At 66.1% G+C, this 16,461-nt stretch carries 15 protein-coding genes; 6 read left to right on the plus strand and 9 right to left on the minus strand.

Going from position 1 to position 16,461, the window contains the following annotated elements; genetic code table 11:
* Window positions 1-26 precede the first annotated feature (26 nt).
* Genes C8J24_RS16290 through C8J24_RS16300 form a run of 3 tightly spaced genes read right to left on the minus strand, consistent with a single transcriptional unit; the run spans window position 27 to window position 2,973 of the window.
* Entirely contained in the window at window positions 27-1,502 is a 1,476-nt protein-coding gene (locus tag C8J24_RS16290) for a deoxyribodipyrimidine photo-lyase (RefSeq protein ID WP_244180795.1), read from the minus strand.
* Window positions 1,499-1,999, minus strand: coding sequence for a DUF427 domain-containing protein (locus C8J24_RS16295; RefSeq protein ID WP_037527583.1), 501 nt, complete (start codon window positions 1,997-1,999; stop codon window positions 1,499-1,501). Before C8J24_RS16295 ends, C8J24_RS16290 begins: the two co-directional genes overlap by 4 nt.
* Complete coding sequence (locus C8J24_RS16300; protein ID WP_107934011.1) at window positions 1,996-2,973, minus strand: SDR family oxidoreductase; 978 nt, start codon at window positions 2,971-2,973, stop codon at window positions 1,996-1,998. The genes C8J24_RS16295 and C8J24_RS16300 overlap by 4 nt, the downstream gene beginning before the upstream one ends.
* A 269-nt stretch (window positions 2,974-3,242) precedes the next feature.
* Here C8J24_RS16300 and C8J24_RS17745 point away from each other — a divergent pair, with 269 nt between their 5' ends.
* Both C8J24_RS17745 and mgrA read left to right on the plus strand, forming a co-directional pair.
* On the plus strand, window positions 3,243-5,210 hold the full coding sequence (locus C8J24_RS17745) for an alpha/beta fold hydrolase (RefSeq protein WP_208620976.1): 1,968 nt from the start codon (window positions 3,243-3,245) through the stop codon (window positions 5,208-5,210).
* Window positions 5,211-5,356: 146 nt separating this feature from the next.
* Window positions 5,357-6,433: an L-glyceraldehyde 3-phosphate reductase gene (gene mgrA, locus C8J24_RS16310; RefSeq protein ID WP_107934013.1), complete on the plus strand. Its 1,077-nt coding sequence runs from the start codon at window positions 5,357-5,359 to the stop codon at window positions 6,431-6,433.
* A 280-nt stretch (window positions 6,434-6,713) separates the two neighbouring features.
* Here the strand turns inward: mgrA and C8J24_RS16315 are convergent, their stop codons facing one another.
* From C8J24_RS16315 to C8J24_RS16330, 5 genes are all read right to left on the minus strand, one after another.
* On the minus strand, window positions 6,714-8,630 hold the full coding sequence (locus tag C8J24_RS16315; protein WP_107934015.1) for an alpha/beta hydrolase-fold protein: 1,917 nt from the start codon (window positions 8,628-8,630) through the stop codon (window positions 6,714-6,716).
* Window positions 8,627-9,214 carry a DUF6265 family protein gene (locus C8J24_RS16320; RefSeq protein ID WP_146163727.1) on the minus strand — a complete coding sequence of 196 codons (588 nt, stop codon included), beginning with the start codon at window positions 9,212-9,214 and terminating at the stop codon, window positions 8,627-8,629. The genes C8J24_RS16315 and C8J24_RS16320 overlap by 4 nt, the downstream gene beginning before the upstream one ends.
* 98 nt (window positions 9,215-9,312) lie before the next feature.
* Window positions 9,313-9,507, minus strand: a complete 195-nt coding sequence (locus tag C8J24_RS17750) for a LytTR family DNA-binding domain-containing protein (protein WP_208620977.1) — start codon at window positions 9,505-9,507, stop codon at window positions 9,313-9,315.
* Window positions 9,504-10,043 (minus strand): LytR/AlgR family response regulator transcription factor, encoded by a 540-nt coding sequence (locus tag C8J24_RS16325; RefSeq protein WP_208620978.1) that lies wholly within the window; start codon window positions 10,041-10,043, stop codon window positions 9,504-9,506. The genes C8J24_RS17750 and C8J24_RS16325 overlap by 4 nt, the downstream gene beginning before the upstream one ends.
* Window positions 10,040-11,104, minus strand: a complete 1,065-nt coding sequence (locus C8J24_RS16330) for a sensor histidine kinase (protein ID WP_107934019.1) — start codon at window positions 11,102-11,104, stop codon at window positions 10,040-10,042. Before C8J24_RS16330 ends, C8J24_RS16325 begins: the two co-directional genes overlap by 4 nt.
* Window positions 11,105-11,112: 8 nt before the next feature.
* Here C8J24_RS16330 and C8J24_RS17435 point away from each other — a divergent pair, with 8 nt between their 5' ends.
* From C8J24_RS17435 to C8J24_RS16345, 3 genes are all read left to right on the plus strand, one after another.
* Complete coding sequence (locus C8J24_RS17435) at window positions 11,113-11,409, plus strand: hypothetical protein (RefSeq protein ID WP_146163728.1); 297 nt, start codon at window positions 11,113-11,115, stop codon at window positions 11,407-11,409.
* A 117-nt stretch (window positions 11,410-11,526) separates the two neighbouring features.
* A complete protein-coding gene (locus tag C8J24_RS16340; protein ID WP_107934023.1) occupies window positions 11,527-12,354 on the plus strand; it encodes an alpha/beta fold hydrolase in 828 nt (275 codons plus the stop codon).
* Between the two features lie 72 nt (window positions 12,355-12,426).
* A complete protein-coding gene (locus tag C8J24_RS16345) occupies window positions 12,427-13,017 on the plus strand; it encodes an NADPH-dependent FMN reductase (protein ID WP_107934025.1) in 591 nt (196 codons plus the stop codon).
* A gap of 51 nt (window positions 13,018-13,068) precedes the next feature.
* On the opposite strand, the gene C8J24_RS16350 is transcribed toward C8J24_RS16345, so the two are convergent.
* Entirely contained in the window at window positions 13,069-14,652 is a 1,584-nt protein-coding gene (locus C8J24_RS16350) for a Na+/H+ antiporter (RefSeq protein WP_107934027.1), read from the minus strand.
* Window positions 14,653-14,823: 171 nt separating this feature from the next.
* On the opposite strand from C8J24_RS16350, the gene C8J24_RS16355 reads away from it, so the two are divergent.
* Entirely contained in the window at window positions 14,824-16,446 is a 1,623-nt protein-coding gene (locus C8J24_RS16355) for an FAD-dependent oxidoreductase (protein ID WP_107934029.1), read from the plus strand.
* Window positions 16,447-16,461 lie beyond the last annotated feature (15 nt).

The following is a 16,461-nucleotide window of genomic DNA, read 5'->3' on the forward strand; positions in this document are numbered from 1 at the left end:
TCAAAGCCCCCCTGTCGCACGACCGCTCAGACGGTCGGCTCGCCGGTGAGATATGGATCGACCGGCACCTCCGCCGGAACCGATACCCGCGGCACCGCCCTTGACGCTGCCGCAGCGAGCCATTCGTCGCCGCCGTCCCTGCGCCGGGTGGAGCCGTCACTGCGTGTCGAGACGCGCCCGTAGATCGGTCGTTCGCGGTCCGATGGCGAGCCCGCGAACGTCGCGGCGATGTTGCCGTAGGTCGACGGGTCGCGACCGTCGAGGCTGAGTCGGTCGTTGAGATAGCAGGCTGTGGACCATGCCACTTCCGGGCTGGGCGTCATCGCGATGATACGTTTGCCCCAGTACATCCGCAAATTGTTGTGCATCCAGCCGTCGACGAGAAATTGCTTCTGGCAGGCATTCCAGGTCTCGTCGCGCGTTTCGCCGTGGAGCATCGCGCTCAACGTCTCCAGCTCGGGGCGGCCATCGGCGGCATGATCTGCAAGCGTGTCGACTGCCCAGCCGGCGACGCGGTCGTAGCGCTCCGGCGCGGCAAGATCCTGCGCCTGATAGTGGAACCACTCGCGCCATCCGAGAAGCTCGTCGGCGAACTTTGCCTTGTGCCTGCTACCTGCATCAGCCGCGGCGACCGCGGCCATCACCTCGCGCGGGCCCAGCACACCAAAGTGCAGATAGGGCGACAATCCGCTGGCGCCGTCCGCGCGCGTGGCGTCGTTGCGCGCTGATGCATAGCCGGGCAGCACCTCGGTCACCAGCCGCCGCAACCGGTCCTCTGCCGCCCCCCGGCCGGCCGGGTGCATGGCGCTGACCGGCACCGTATGATCGATCTCCAGACTCGTCACCAGCGCGTCGAGATCGCATGTGTCCAACGTGTCGGGCGTGAAGGCCAGCGTTCCGGCATAGGCGGGCTGTTCCGGCACCACCTCCTCCGTCTCCACCCAGTTGGAGCGCTCGGGTTCGTGGCGTCGCAGGAAGCCCGACCGTCCCCGGATGTCGTCACCGAGCACGGCCGGGGGTACCAGGCACGCAGCCTCGACCGCATAGACCGGCGACGCGGCGCGGGCGGCGACGCGCTCGGACTGCCAGCGGGCGACGAAGGTCGGCTGGTCCTCCACTAGGATCGCCGCCGCCTCGGCGCCAAGCCGGTGCACGAGACCCTTTTCACGGTGCCCAGCCCGATCGACGTGATGAACGCAGGCCAGACCACGCTTCGTGCACCCGGTACCAAGGTCGCGGCTCGCCGCCAGGATGAAGTGGTGCAGCCGGTCGGAGGCATAGGGATAGTCCTCGCGCACGCCGTGGTACACCAGGACCGGCAAACCGAGCGCGCTGCCGAGCAGAATGCTCGCATCGATCACCGGATTGTCGCGAGCCCGTAGCGCCTGCTGCAGCCAGCACAGGACGTAACGGCCGCTGACGTTCACCGCGCGGTCGTTCAGCACCCGCACGCGCGGCGCTTCTCGCCAGTCGCGAAGACCGGCAGGCAGAACGGCCGTCACCATCCCATGCTGCCCGGTATGCCTTTGAACGGCCCCACAAGGTCCGACGTGATCCAGCCGCCGTAAAATCCGCCGGGTTGCGGAACCACCTGCTCGCCGTCCACCGTGCATGTATCGAGCGGACCGGCGTAGAAAGCGACATGGTCGCGCAATACCGCAAAGGCCGGCGTCGGCTCCGGATAGCTCCACGCCACGTCGCGCAGCACTTCGGCGCCGATCGTCAGGTGCCAGTAGACTGCGTAGCCCTTCCACTCGCAGAACGAGCGTCGCTCCGAACGGCGAAGCAGGCCTGGGCTCAGATCGTCGGGCGGCAGGTACCAGCTTGGCGGATGGCTGGTCTCAAGCGTGCGAACAGCCCGGCGCGTATCGGCCACCAGGACGCCGCGATGCTCGATGCGGATCCACCGCTCGCTCGCTTCGGCAACGGCCGGGCGGGGAAAGCGCCACACGCTCTCCTGGCCGGGCGCGCGTGAAGGATCGCGGTCGTTGTCGCTCACCGGCGACGACCGAGCCAGATGCCGATACCCGCAAGGCCGAGGACCGCGATACCGGACGTCGCAGCCGCGACCTTGCGCCCCCGATGCGGATCGCGCCGCCCGCCATCCGGACCGGCGGGAACGCCGGGCTCGAACAATACCCCGTCGCTGTCGTCGCCGTCGGGTGCGCGCGCTGACCAGGTGTCGAGGAAGCCGCTCAGGATCGCCGCCAGCAGGTTCGGTGCCGCGAACTCCCCCAGCTTGAAGGCGATCGCCGGCGCGCCGACTGCGGTGAGATTGCGGGGTCGCGTCGCGAGCCCCACGACCGCCTTCGCTACCGTCTCGGGTGCGAGCGAACCCGGCGGCAACGAGAGCCGTGCGCCCGTATAGTTGCCGGCATGGTCGACGCCGGGCGTGTCGACGAAGGTCGGACAGACGTCGCATATATGGATGTGCGGGCGCTTCGACACCTCGCCGCGGAGTGCCGCACTGAACCCGCGCAACCCGAACTTGCTCGCCGAATAGGCCGCCGCATACGGCGTGGCGACGAAGCCGCCGGCCGATATCATGTTGACCCAGGTGCCGCGATCCTGCGCCAGGAAGATCGGCAGCACCGCGTGCACATCATTCATGTGAGCGACGAGGTTCACGTCGACGACGCGCGCATGGTCTGCGATCGGCACGTCCTCGTACCGGCCGAGCACGCCGACGCCCTCGCAGCTGAACCACAGGTCGATGCCACCGAGCAGGTCGCGGGCCTCGGCAGCGAATGCCGCCACCGCGGCTGCATCGGTACAGTCGACGGATCGGACGATCGCAATTCCGCCCACCGCGGCACAGCGGCTAGCGACGTCGTCCAGCCCTTCCCTGCCGCGGGCACCCAGGACGACCCGTGCGCCCGCCGCCGCGAAGGCCACCGCCGTCGCCGCGCCGATACCGCTCGATGCACCGGTGATCACCACCCGGTGTCCCGCCAGTGGGTGGTTCGCGCTCATTGGACCATGCTCGGGGGGCTTGGCCGCACAGCGTCGGCGGGAGGACGCTGTCGCGTCGGAGGGGCTGGCCTGTCATCATGCATAGCCCCTCAACGTTTCTAAGGCGCTGCGGTGTCCCACGAGCGCCGCAGAACCTATCTTACCGTATCGGACTCGAGCTTCGAGAGGTACTCTCGCTATTGAATGCCGGCCGATTTGAACGCGACGCAGGTGCGTGCGTTGGTGTTGCTCGAGACAGGGCGCGCGCCCTTGGAACGCAAGGACACGAGATGGCAAAGCCCTTTACGATTGCAGTACCCGACGAGCGGCTCGCCGGCATCAACGCCAAGGTCGCATCGTTCGACTGGGGTGCGCTGCCGGACGCCGGGAGCTGGACGTCAGGGGTCGGGCTTGCGGACCTCAAGCGGCTCGTGGACCATTGGCGCATGCGGTTCGACTGGCGCGCGCAGGAACGTCGGCTGAATGCTTTACCGCAGTTCACGACGGAGGTGCTGGGCGAAAAGCTTCACTTCATTCATGCGCGGGGCGATGGGTCGCGCGCACCCCTGCTCCTGCTCCATGGCTGGCCGGGCTCGTTCATGGAATTCGAGGCGCTCATCGCGCCATTGGTCGCCGACGGCCATGACGTCGTCGTGCCCTCGCTTCCGGGCTACGCCTTTTCCGGGCGCCCTGCCGCGCCGATCGGACCGCGCCGGACGGGCGAGTTGATGCACGGTCTGATGACCGAGCTTTTCGGTGATGCGCGCTATCTGGTGCAAGGTGGTGACTGGGGCGCGGCGATTGGGAGCTGGATGGCGCACGATCATCCCGAAGCCGTGGCCGCGCTGCACCTCAACATGGTTCTCCTTCAGGCGGCGGACATATCGCCGAAGACGCCTGACGAACTCGCTTGGGCGGCCCGACGGGCCACGCTGGCGAAAGAGGAGACCGGCTACGCGCACGAACAAGGCACGCGTCCGCAGACGCTCGGCATTGCCATGTCGGACAGCCCCGTCGGCGTTGCCGCCTGGATTCTGGAGAAGTTCGGCGCTTGGGCAGACGTGCCGCGTGATGAACAGGGTCGGCCCGATCTCTGGCAGGCGTTCGACGAAGATACGCTCCTCACCAACATCATGCTGTACCTCGTCGAGGGGTCCTTCATCACCTCCACCTGGATGTATCGCGGCCGCATGCTGGAGGGTTCGGGCGAACTTCCGGCAGGCAGCCGTATCAAGGTGCCGACCGGCGTCGCAGCCTTCCCCGATCCCGTCTTCCCGCCGCCCCCGCGCTCACAGGCACGCAAGACCTACAACATCGTCCACTGGAACGAGATGGAGGCAGGCGGCCATTTCGCGGCGCTCGAACAGCCCGGGCTCCTGCTGGCGGATATGCGACGCTTCTTTGCCGACCAGGCGTCCTCGAAAGCGCGCAGACGGCGTCGGATCGCCGGCGCGGCGGGTGTCGTCGGCGTTGCCGCCCTTGGATTTTGGGCGTTGGCGGACAGTCATCGATGCCGGGACGATACCCAAGCCCGGCATCGCGCGACCTACCCGCCACTGGATGTCCCGAAAGTCTTTGCCGAGGGTGTCTGGATCGTCGACAGCGGACCAATAAGCGCGATGGGGATAGCGCTGCCCGTGCGCATGACGATCGTCCGCCTCGAAAACGGCGATCTGCTGCTGCATTCGCCGACCCCCTATTCGGCCGCGCTGGCCAAGGCGGTCGAAGCGCTGGGCCGGGTACGGCATCTCGTTGCCCCCAACATCGCGCACTGGGCATACATTGCCGATTGGCAACGGGCCTACCCGGATGCGACCACCTGGGCTGCGCCAGGGCTGCGGGACCGGGCACAGGTCCGCGCATCGTCGGTGCGGTTCGATGCCGAACTCGGTGGAACGGCCCCGGCGGAATGGTCGGACACACTTGATCAAGGCATGGTGCCGGCGGGCGCTGGCTTCAACGAGATTTGGTTCTTCCACCGGCAGACCAGGACGCTCGTGCTCGTCGACCTCATCGAAAACCTCGATCCGGACAAGCTGCCGCCTGTCACGCGGCTATTGATGCAGGCTTCCGCCGCCACGGACGGCACGACCGCACGGTACCTTCGGCTACCAGTACGGCTAGGCGGCGCGGACGCTAGAAAGGCGGTGCGAGCAATTGTGGCGCTCGAGCCTGACCGGGTGATCTTCGCTCATGGTCGGCCGTTCGACACCAATGGTGCGGCACGATTGAAACGTGCTTTCGAATGGCTGATCTAGGCCAGCGTTAGCGCAGCTTAAGTGCGTAACTGCAGCACTGCATCGCGCACCTGCCCAACGCGATCGAGGCAGTTCAGAAGAGTGATGCACGCTGCGCCGAAACGGTTAGCGCGTTGCGCATCGAAGACGTTTACAAGGAGTCACCAATGTCGTTTCCCCGTCCGTACGTCGCGTCCCCGCTCCGGTATGACAGCGGCATGCCCTATCGACGCACCGGCCGAAGCGGGCTGAGGCTCCCGGCAATCAGCCTGGGGCTGTGGCAGAACTTCGGCGGACAGGATGTGTTCGAGACGGGGCGAGCCATCCTGCGGCGGGCATTCGATCGTGGCGTGACCCACTTCGATCTCGCCAACAATTACGGCCCGCCCTATGGCTCGGCCGAAGAGAATTTCGGTCGCGTCCTCGCCTCCGATTTCGCGGCCCATCGCGACGAACTCATCATCTCGACCAAGGCGGGTTGGGACATGTGGCCCGGACCGTATGGCGATGTCGGTTCATCCAAAAAATACCTGATTGCAAGTTGCGACCAGAGCCTCAAGCGAATGGGCCTCGACTATGTCGATATCTTCTATTCGCACCGGGTGGACGCCGCGACTCCGCTCGAGGAGACGATGGGCGCGCTGGTGCAGCTCCATCGACAGGGCAAGGCACTGTATGTCGGCATCTCCTCCTACGAGCCGGGGCTGACCCGCCGTGCGGCCGAGATCCTGGCCGCGGAAAAGGTGCCGCTGTTCATCCACCAGCCCAGCTATTCGATTCTTAACCGATGGATCGAGCGCGATCTGCTGGCGACGCTGGAGGAACTGGGCGTCGGCTGCATTGCCTTCTCACCCTTGGCGCAGGGCATGCTGACGAACAAATACCTCCAGGGCGTCCCGCAGGATGCACGAGCCACCCGTGACGGATCGCTGTCGCAGGCCTTGCTCACGGATCGGAACCTTGCTGCCATCCGTACCTTGAACGATATCGCGGGTGAGCGCGGACAAACCCTGGCCCAGATGGCGATCGCGTGGGTCTTGCGCGACCCGCGCGTCACGTCGGCGCTGATCGGCGCCCGCACGGTCGACCAGCTCGACGATTCCCTGAACTCGCTAAAGACGCTCGATTTCTCCGCCGACGAACTCACCGCGATCGACAGCGCGGCCGACGATGGCGGCGTCAATCTCTGGTCGGGATCATCTGACATCACTGCTCTGCCGGCAGCACAAGGAGTGCCCGCCTGAACAACGGCCAGGACGACCGCCTTCGGGACATTCCAGGCGGCGTGTCCGCGCCCAATTGTCGGACATCCGTTCCTGCCCGGTTAGTTCGCCGATAGCGGTGCACAATTGCTGGAATACGCGATGCCGTAATCTCTTTGAGCAAACCACGTTTATTGAGCCTTGCCCCGTCGTGATCTGGGAAACTCGCGACGCTCGTAGATGCTCGCCTCGAACGAAGAGCTCCGATGTCAGGCTGATAGCGGAATGCCTGCTTCCTATCCGGACCGAGCGGGGGGCGGCCTCAACGGGACGGGACGACATAGTCGTGTGTTCCGATCTGGCGATGCAGCTTGAGCGAGCCGCCAGCCTGACGCTGCCACAACCGGATGCCGCCGCCCGTGACGGTGCCCGACTGGCCCCCCGCGGTCCACTCGACGCGGAATTTGGGATATTCGATCACCCACGCACCGTGATTTTCAAACGCCAGGGTCCAGACCCGCACGTCGCGGAAGGTCGCGCCGCTTCCCGCTGCGGTATAGGCGGTCAGATAGGGGCGGATCTCGGCCATGCCGCGTTTGGGCGTTTCGGCGAAGGGCATGAAGATGGCGTCGTCGGTGTAATCCACGAGTTTCGCCTCGACATCCTTGGTCCGCACTGCCTCGGCGTCGCGGTCGTTATGCGCCCGTAGGAAGTCGCCCATGGCCCGATCGCCTGCGGCTAGCGGGATGGGCGAGGACGACGGCTCCGGGATCGCGGTGAAGAAGCCCGCGGGATCGGCCAGCGGGCGGAAATAGCCCCAGGTGTCGGCCTTGAGGCTGAGGCTGCCGTCGCGCTCGACGCCCCAGACATGCGCGTATTTTCCCCGCTCCTCATCGGTGCGGTCGGACCAGCGGATCGTGAAGGTTCCGATCTCGACCAGTGTGTTGCCCAGGTCGAAGACTTCGCTCGTGACCGGCACATAGCTGATCACCTGCCGCCGTTCGCGCATCGCGCGGTGATAGGCGGCAATCTGGCGGGTGCCATGCAGCACGGGTTGATATTCAGGCATGCTCAACGCGTCGGCGCGGTAAAGCGCGGCGCGCGCATCGACATCGTTGGCGAGTATCGTCTCGCGCAGCTTTGCTTGTGCGGCGTTGACGCGTTCGACAGGAGTTACGGGCGGCCCGAACAGCAGAGCTCGCGCGAAGAAAGGCAGAAGATCGGTGTAGAAACGCCCCTGATCGCCCCAATGCCGGTCGCGAAAGCCGCCGCCATGTTCCTCGGCTTCGTGCGGCACGCCATATTCGGCGAGGAGATTGGAAAAGGCCTGCGCGCCATAGACATGATCGACCAGCGTGTCCTGACGCCCCCAGTCGAACTTGAAGCCCCGCAGCGATTTGAGATTGTCGGCATAAGCGGGGAGCAAGGCCGTCAGCGCGAATCCCTGTTTAAGACGCGCCGTACGGTCGCTGTCCACTACGATGCGCCCGTCGACGCGCCGCGCCGGTGGATCGAAGAACAGCGGCGGTCGGTTCGGGTTCGGCGCGAAGGCCTGATAGATCGACGTGAAGATCAGCGAGAAGCCGTCGTCCCGCAGATCGTCGAGCGATGTCGCGCGGGCCATGCGTTCGAAGTTCGGGCGGCTGTGCGTCGGTAGGATATTGGGGCCACTCGCCACCGGTTGCATGCCATAGACCGCGCCGAACATTTCGGGATGGCGCATGCCGAAACGGATCGCGCCATACGCCCCCGGACCGTCCCCCGCGATCCCGCGCGAATCCCGGGTGGCGAGCGTGCGGTAGGTGGCATCGATGTGCGGCACCAGCTCGCGCACCATGAAATCCTCCCAATTGCCCGTCGCCGGCGAATTCACATACCATGAGCTGCCCGCGGGGGTCGTGAAGTCCGCGGTCACGACGATGACGTCGCCGATCACCCCCACCGCCATCGCCTTATCCAGCAGCGCCTTTGCGCCGTGGCTAGCGAAGGGTTCACGGTGATCTTCGAAGAAATAGTTGAGGAAATAGAGGACGGGAAATCGCTTGCCCGGCTCGGCGTAGCGCGGCGGCAGATAGACCGTGAGGTTGCGGACTGGCGATATGCCGATCTTGCTGCCGGCGAAGCTGGTCGATTGCAGCGTGCTGACAACCAGCCGGCCCTGCGGCTGCGCCATCGCCGGAGCGACGAACAGCGCCAGCAAGCAACAGGCTACGGCGTAAAGCTTGCACAGCGCGCTCATGACGGTGCTCCATCGCTTCGCCGCGCGGGGCCTGATGTACGCCTGAAGGGAATCACGAGTGTCTCGCGTTCCTGGCCCTCCGAGCGATTGAGGAAATAAACCGTGAAGCTATCCGGCCCGGTTCGCGAGAAAGTCGCGCCGTCGAAGTAGAAGCTGGTCGCATCGCGATCGAGCAGCGGACGGTCGATATAAGCCGCCTGCGCTTCCCAACCGGCGAGTTCCGGCGTGAAGTGCTTGACCCGAAGCGTGAGCGAATGTCCAATCTCGGCGAACACGCCGATCTCGTAAAAGGCCAGGTTCTGGGGAGCGAGCGCGCGGACGAAGCCCGGAAGCTGCCCAAAGCGAGGACTGAGAAGCACATGCTCGACCGGGCCATCGGGCATGTCGCCGATCCAGTGGCCCTCGATCCACGCCATGTCGGCGATCGTCGCACGCGGGGACTGGCGACCTTCGGCGTGAAGCTTGATCATGGCCCGGGGGTTGGCGAGTTGCGCCGTTGAAGGGCTTGCGTGGAACAGGATCGCCAGTGCGAATACCGCCGTCGGAAACCTGAAAAGTACATATGCCCTGTGCTGCAAACCCATGCCCACCCCCTGTTTTGGTTGAGCGGCATACGGGCCCGGAACGGGGTTTGCCGGCAATGGATTTTCGCCGGGCGGGTCCGGCGGATCGCCAAGCGGGATCAGCGGGTAAGGTAGACGTCGATCGGTTCGCGATATCGACGGCTGAACCGGAGCTCCGCGCCGCACGCCAGCCGCACCGAGCCGTCGCCATGGGTGCCGGGCCGGACTTCGACCAATCGGTCGAGCCGGACGATCGCGGCGCGATGGATGCGCGCGAACGCGGCATGGGGCAGCCGCGCCTCGAGCGACGTCAATGATTCTTGATCAGCAAGCTGCGTCCGCCGGCATGGACTTCGGCATAGTCGCCCGCCGCACTGATCCAGTCGATCTCGTCGAGCCGAACCAGTTGCGCCGCGCCATTGCCGCGCGCGACTAGCCGGCCCTGCCCGCCGAGCAGCGATCGCATCCCGTCGCGCTGGCCGTCGCCCGTGTCGATGTGTCGCCGCACCCGCTCGATAACGCGGGCAAAGCGCTGGTCGTCGAACGGCTTGAGCAGGTAATCGAGCGCCTCCGCCTCGAAGGCGCGCACCGCATAGGCATCGAACGCCGTCACGAAAACGGTCAGCGGCATCGCATCCACGCCGATCGCCTCGATCACGCCGAAGCCGTCCATCTCGGGCATCTGGACGTCGAGGAACACCAGATCGGGCCGCAGCGTGCCGATTGCCGCAACCGCTTCAGCCCCGTGCCCAGCCTCGCCGAGCACGTCGAAATCGCCGAACCCGGCCAGCGACTGGCGCACGGCGCGGCGTGCCAGCGGCTCATCATCGACAATGAGGGTCCGGATCACTGCGGCACCAGGATGGTGACGCGGAAACCTTCGCCCGGCGCTGTGTCGATCTCGAGCGACTGGAGCTCGCCGTAGAGGTGGCGCAACCTGAGGCGTGCGTTGCCGAGCCCGACGCCCTCGCGGATCGCGCCCGCGCCCTTGCCGTTGTCGGCGATGCTGATCCGCAGCATGTCACCCGCGGGCTTCGCCTCGATCGTCAGCGTGCCACCTTCGATCAATGGCGCAATCCCGTGGCGCACCGCGTTCTCGACCAGCGGCTGCAGCAGCAGCGCCGGCACCTGGACGGTCTCCAACCCAGGCGCGATGGCGCGGACGATCCGCAGTCGCTCGCCCAACCGGGCTTCCTCGATCGCCAGATAGGTGTCGGTAAAGTCGAGTTCATCGGCAAGCGCGCTGTGCTGCGACCTGCGCTGATCGATCGACAGCCGCAGCAGATCGCCCAGCCGCGCGATCAGCCGCTGGGCGACGATCGGATCGTCGGGCACCAGCGCGGAAATGGCGTTGAGCGTGTTGAACAGGAAGTGCGGCTGCAACTGCGCGCGCAGCGCCGCCGTTTCCGCCTCTGCGAGCTGCGCCTCCAGCCGCGCCGCCGCGACTTCGCGATCGCGCATCGTCCGATAGGCGCGCGCGCCGAGCACGATCGCGACGAGCAGCGCGTAGATCATCAGATGGACGTGGATGCTGGTCGCCAGCTTCGTGATCAGCAGCCCATTGCTCCACGGCGCCCAGGGCGCGCGGACATAGATCATCGCGTTCACCACGCTGTAGAGCGCCGCGTGCAGCACCGCGAAGAGCAGCCCGAAGGCCAGATGGCTGACCAGCAGCCTGCCCAGCCGCCGCTCGTCGGCGAACGCTCGCGCCACGCTCACAACCCCGGGCGTCAGTGCTGCCCAAGCCGAATACCAGATCAGCCCATTGACCAATGCCTGCCCCAGCGCGAGTTTGGGGCCGCCCGCAAAACCCGCGGCATAGGTCTGGAACGCAGTCACCACCGCGACCGCCAGCCACGCGGCCCAAATGCCCAGGTAGCGAACAAGGCGTTGCCGATGCGCTGCGGTCATGGCCAATCATGCACATTCGCCCGACATTGAACAGCTGCCCGGCGGGGACCGAGCCTGACGGCCGCCGACGTCTGCGTGCTTCCCAAATTCGCGACCGACGAATTCTGCCTCGCCCACGTCTATTGCTTCGGTGTCGCGATGCGCGCGAGGCGGCGCATTCCGACGCGGTGCAGGCCCTGCCAAAGGCGATCGCCGAATATCCGGTCGGCGCCGACCAGCGTAGCGACTTGATACCGGCGATCGGGTTGATCAAGGTCAACTTCGCCCGCCTCGATCGGCGAGAGGGCGCCGCCGTTGCCGACTAGGCCGTGCTGCGTATGACCGCTAACAAGGATACAGAGATCGTCCTCGTCGACGCCGCCTGATTGTCACCTTCACTCTGTAGCGTGCCGCGTACCCGACCAAGCCCGAGGAGAAATCGAATGCCGTTCGTCACCGCCGTCGACAAGACCGAAATCTTCTACAAGGACTGGGGCAACACGGACGCGCCCGTCGTCATGTTCCACCACGGCTGGCCGCTCAGTTCGGATGACTGGGACGCGCAGATGATGTTCTTCGTCCAGAAGGGCTATCGTGTCATCGCGCATGACCGCCGCGGGCATGGCCGCTCGACTCAGTCCGCGGGCGGTCACGACATGGACACCTATGTCGCGGATGTCATCGCGCTGACCGACGCGCTGGATCTGCACGATGCCGTTCATGTCGGCCATTCGACCGGCGGTGGCGAGGTCGCCCGCTATGTCGCGCGCGCCAAGCCCGGGCGGGTCAAAAAGGCCGTGCTAGTCAGTGCGGTCGCACCGATCATGGTCAAGACCGACGCCAACCCGGACGGCGTGCCGATGGACGTATTCGACATGGTGCGCGAGCAGACGGCCACGAACCGTTCGCAATTCTACTACGACTTCACGCTGCCCTTCTTCGGCTACAACCGCGACGGCGCCGAGGTGAAGGAGGCGGTGCGGCTCAACTGGTGGCGCCAGGGCATGATGGGCTCGGCGCTTGCCCATACGCTCGGCATCAAGGCCTTTTCCGAGACCGACTTCACCGACGATCTCAAGGCGATCGACGTGCCGACGCTGGTCCTGCACGGCGAGGACGACCAGGTGGTTCCTTTCGCCACCACCGGCAAGATGTCTGCCGACATCGTGAAGGACGCCAAGCTCATCACCTACCCCGGCTTTCCCCACGGCATGCCGGTTACCAACGCCGATCGGATCAACGCCGATCTGCTCGCCTTCATCGAAGGCTGATCCATGGTAGAAGCACGGAGCGATGGCGCGCTCCGTGCTTCTGCACGACACGTTTCACAAGGAATTGCGGCGATGCCCGATCGGGTTCTGATCTTCTACGGCTCCTATCGGTCCGACCGACAGGGCATCCGCCTCGCCGAGTGGCTCGTCCGCGCCTTTGCCGAACGCGGTGCATCGGCCGAGCTCATCGACGCCAGGGCGGTCGACCTCCCCATGCTCGACCGCATGTACAAGGAACATCCCAGCGGCGAAGCGCCGCCGGCGCTGGAGGCACTCGCGGAAAAGATCAGGACGGCCGACGCCTTCGTCTTCGTGGCCGGCGAATATAATTGGGGCGTGCAGCCCGGGCTCAAGAACCTCACCGACCATTTCCTCGAGGAATGGTACTGGCGGCCGGCGGCGATCGTCAGCTATTCGGCCGGACGTTTCGCCGGTGCGCGTGCCGGTCTCGCATGGCACGGCATCCTGTCCGAGATGGGCATGGTGGTGGTGTCCAGCACGATCGCGGTGGGTGGGATCGGCCATGCCTTCGACGCGAGCGGAGAACCGGCGGGCGACAACGGTGCGGCCCTCACCCGCGCCTTCCCGCGCTTCGCCGACGATCTCGGCTGGTGGGCGCAGGCCGCCCGCGCCCAGCGCGAGCGGCGTGATCCGCCCTATTGATCCGGCCGACGTCCGCGCCTCTTCATCGCGGCTCGGAGCAACTGAAATCGTTCATCCCTTCGCTGCCGCTGCGGCAAGCTCCTCGAGGTCGAGATCGTGCTCGAGATCGTGGAGCGTCTCGTCATCGATACGACCGGCACGGTGCAGGCGGACCAGCTCGGCGCGGCCGGCCGCGACCGCGGCGATGATGACGTCGAAATGGCTCGCGATCGCCACGTTGCGCTCCTCCACCGTACCGTCGAACGCATCCGCTGCGGTTGCACGGGTCCGGTAGCGCCGCAGGAGCTGCGGATGGATGACCTTGCCGTCGACCGCCACCGCCTCGCGCTCGACAAGCGCCAACTGCGCCTGGAACAGCATCATCTCCGCCGCGTGCAGATCGAGCGGCGGTCGCGCGCTGCCGTCGTCGTGCGGCTTCAGGGTCCGGATGACCCAGCCAAGCGAGGTGCCCTGCACCAGGACGGTAACGAGGATCACGACAAAGGCGGTGACGAGCATCAGATCCCGCGCCGGCATCGCCTCGGGCAGCGAGAGCGCGACCGCAAGCGTCACCACGCCGCGCATCCCTGCCCAGCTCATCACCACCGCCGCACGCGTTCCGAGCGGTTGCTGTCGCGTCCATCCGATGCGGCGACCGGTGGCGACGCCGGCATCGACCGCGAAGATCCACAGGAACCGCGCGGCAACGACCGCCAGAACAATCAGCAGCACGGGCCGCGCCATCGTGTCTATGACGATATCGAGCCCGCCGACCCGGTCCAGCAACCCCCGCAAGGACAGGCCGATGAGCAGGAATACGGTGGCTTCGAGGAGGAACACCAGCACCTGCCAGAATGCCATCGCCCGGATGCGCACGCGGGCGGTGAAGACGACATGCTGATACCAGCCGCAGACAAGGCCCGCAGTGACGACGGCAATGACGCCGGACACGTGCAGCAGTTCGCCCGCGATATAGGCGCTCCAGCACACCAGCACGGTCGCTGCGATCATCAGCGTATCATCGCCTAGCCGGCGGAGCAGAACCACCCAGAGCCCGCCGATCGCCGCGCCGACCGCGATGCCGCCCGCCACCAGCACGAAAAACGTTCCGGTCGCCGCCCCCAGATGGAAGCTGCCGGTCAGCACCGCCGCCACCGCAAAACGGAACAGCACCAGCCCCGCGGCATCGTTGAGCAGGCTTTCGCCCTCGAGCAGCGTGGTCAGCCTGCGCGGGAGCGTCACCCGCTGCAACACGGCACGGGCGGATACCGCATCGGGCGGCGACAGGATCGCGCCCAGCGCGACGCAGGCGGCCCAGGGCAGTTCCGGCATCAGCAGCCTGGTAACGATCGCCACAACCGCCGTGGTGAAGAAGACGGCGCCAACCGCCAGCGAAAGAATGCCGGCCATGTGCCGCCGGAATGGCGCGACCGCGGTGAACCACGCGCCATCCATCAGCAGGGGCGGGAGAAACAGGACAAGCACGAGCTCCGGATCGATCGCGATCCCTTGCACGCCGGGCACGAAGGCGACGGCGCATCCGCCGACGATCAGCGCGGCTGCTGGTGGCAGCGACAGACGCCGGGCCAGATAGTGAAGCCCCAGCACCACCAGGAACATGAGGATGATCAGCTCGAAATTTGCCGCTGGATGCACAGAGCCGCCCCTTTTCCTGCCCGCCCGGTGGTCCTGCAAGCTGTCCCGAACGGCGTCAATGCGATCGGGCAGCGTATCGGGTCGCGCCCGCATGTGGCCTGGGCCGTTCCCGGGCGATTGCCGTCGTCACGTTCGCCGGGCTAGTGTCGAGGGGGATAGGGGACAGCGCTCATGGAAACGATCGGCCGTGACCTGCGGGAAATGCAGCGGGTTCCGCTACAGCCTGCGCATATTGCCGCGATCCGGGCCGCAGGGACGCGTAAGCACTATCCCAAGGGAATGATGCTTGCCGAGATCGGCGCGCCGGCCGACCGCTTCGTGTATGTCGAAGAGGGGGAGATCGAGGTCGTCAACCCGTTCACGGGCGATCGGCTGGTGCCTTCAACGCTGGGCCCCACCCAGTTCATGAGCGAAATCTCGCTGCTGTCAGGCGGCACATGGTCGCTCCCGATGCGCGCAGCGAGCGACACGACCGTCGTCGAAGTCCCGCGATCCGCGATGCTGCGCCTGATGGCGGCGATACCGGAAATGTCGGACATCGTCATCACGGTCCTGGCGGCACGCCGTCGGCGGCAGCTGGATGCCGGCGACGGCATGCTGGTGCTGGTTGGCGAAGAGGAGGACAGGGCCGTCAGAAGAGTGGCCGAGTTCGCTGCACGCAATCGCCTGCCCTACCGCTCCTACCCGCTCGGCAGCGCTGAGGCCGCGCATGTCGCCAGCAGTTGCGGAACCACGCCGCGCGAACCCGTCGTGGTGTTCGGCCGCGACATGGTGGTGAGCGATCCAACGCCGGAAAAGGTGGCACGGCTGCTCGGACTCGATCAGGACGTTCCCGAAGACGAGGCCTTCGACGTGCTCATCGTCGGGGCCGGCCCCGCCGGCGTGTCGGCGGGCGTCTATGCGGGAGCCGAAGGGTTGCGCGCGCTGGTGGTCGACGAGACCGCGATCGGCGGCCAGGCCGGCACGTCCAGCCGGATCGAAAACTATATGGGCTTTCCCACCGGCATCTCCGGTGCCGATCTCGTTTGGCGCGGCGAGGTGCAGGCGATGAAATTCGGCACACGCTTCGTCATGCCTCGCCGCATCGAGTCGCTGGACCAGCTCGACAATGGCGCCTTCTGTGCGACTTTCGCCAATGGTCGGCGCGTTCTCGCCGCCTCTGTCGTGGTTGCTACCGGGGTCCAGTACAGACGCCTGCCGATCGCACGCCTCGCCGAGTTCGAGGGCACGGGCATCTATTATGCAGCGACCGAGAATGAGGCGCGCTTCTGCCGCGATACGGAGGTGCTGGTCATCGGCGGCGGCAATTCGGCCGGGCAGGCGGCGATGTTCCTCAGTCGTACGGCGCGGCACGTTCGCCTGCTGGTGCGCGGCGACACCCTGGCCTCGTCCATGTCCAGCTATCTGTCGAGCAGGCTCGAGGCGGACCCCGCGATCACCATCGAATACGGCACCCATGCCGTCGAACTTCATGGCGGGGACAATCTGGAGGCAGTGACGATCCGCAACGAAGACGGCGACCGCACCGTGGCAAGCTGCGCCGTCTTCGTGATGGTCGGCGCCGCACCCAATACGGGCTGGCTCTCCGAACTGGTCGCTCTCGACGACAAGGGCTTCGTGCTCACCGGCGAAGCGGCTGGCGCGTTATCGCCTTTCGCCACGTCCTGCGCGGGAATCTATGCCGTCGGGGACGTGCGCGCCGGATCGGTGAAACGCGTCGCGTCCTCGGTAGGAGAGGGATCGGTCGTCATCTCCAATGTGTGGGAGCATGTGCGCGGCTTGGATCGCGCCTGATCGGAATCCGCCCTC

Origin of the sequence: Sphingomonas aerolata, from assembly GCF_003046295.1 — a bacterium.
GTDB lineage: Bacteria > Pseudomonadota > Alphaproteobacteria > Sphingomonadales > Sphingomonadaceae > Sphingomonas > Sphingomonas aerolata.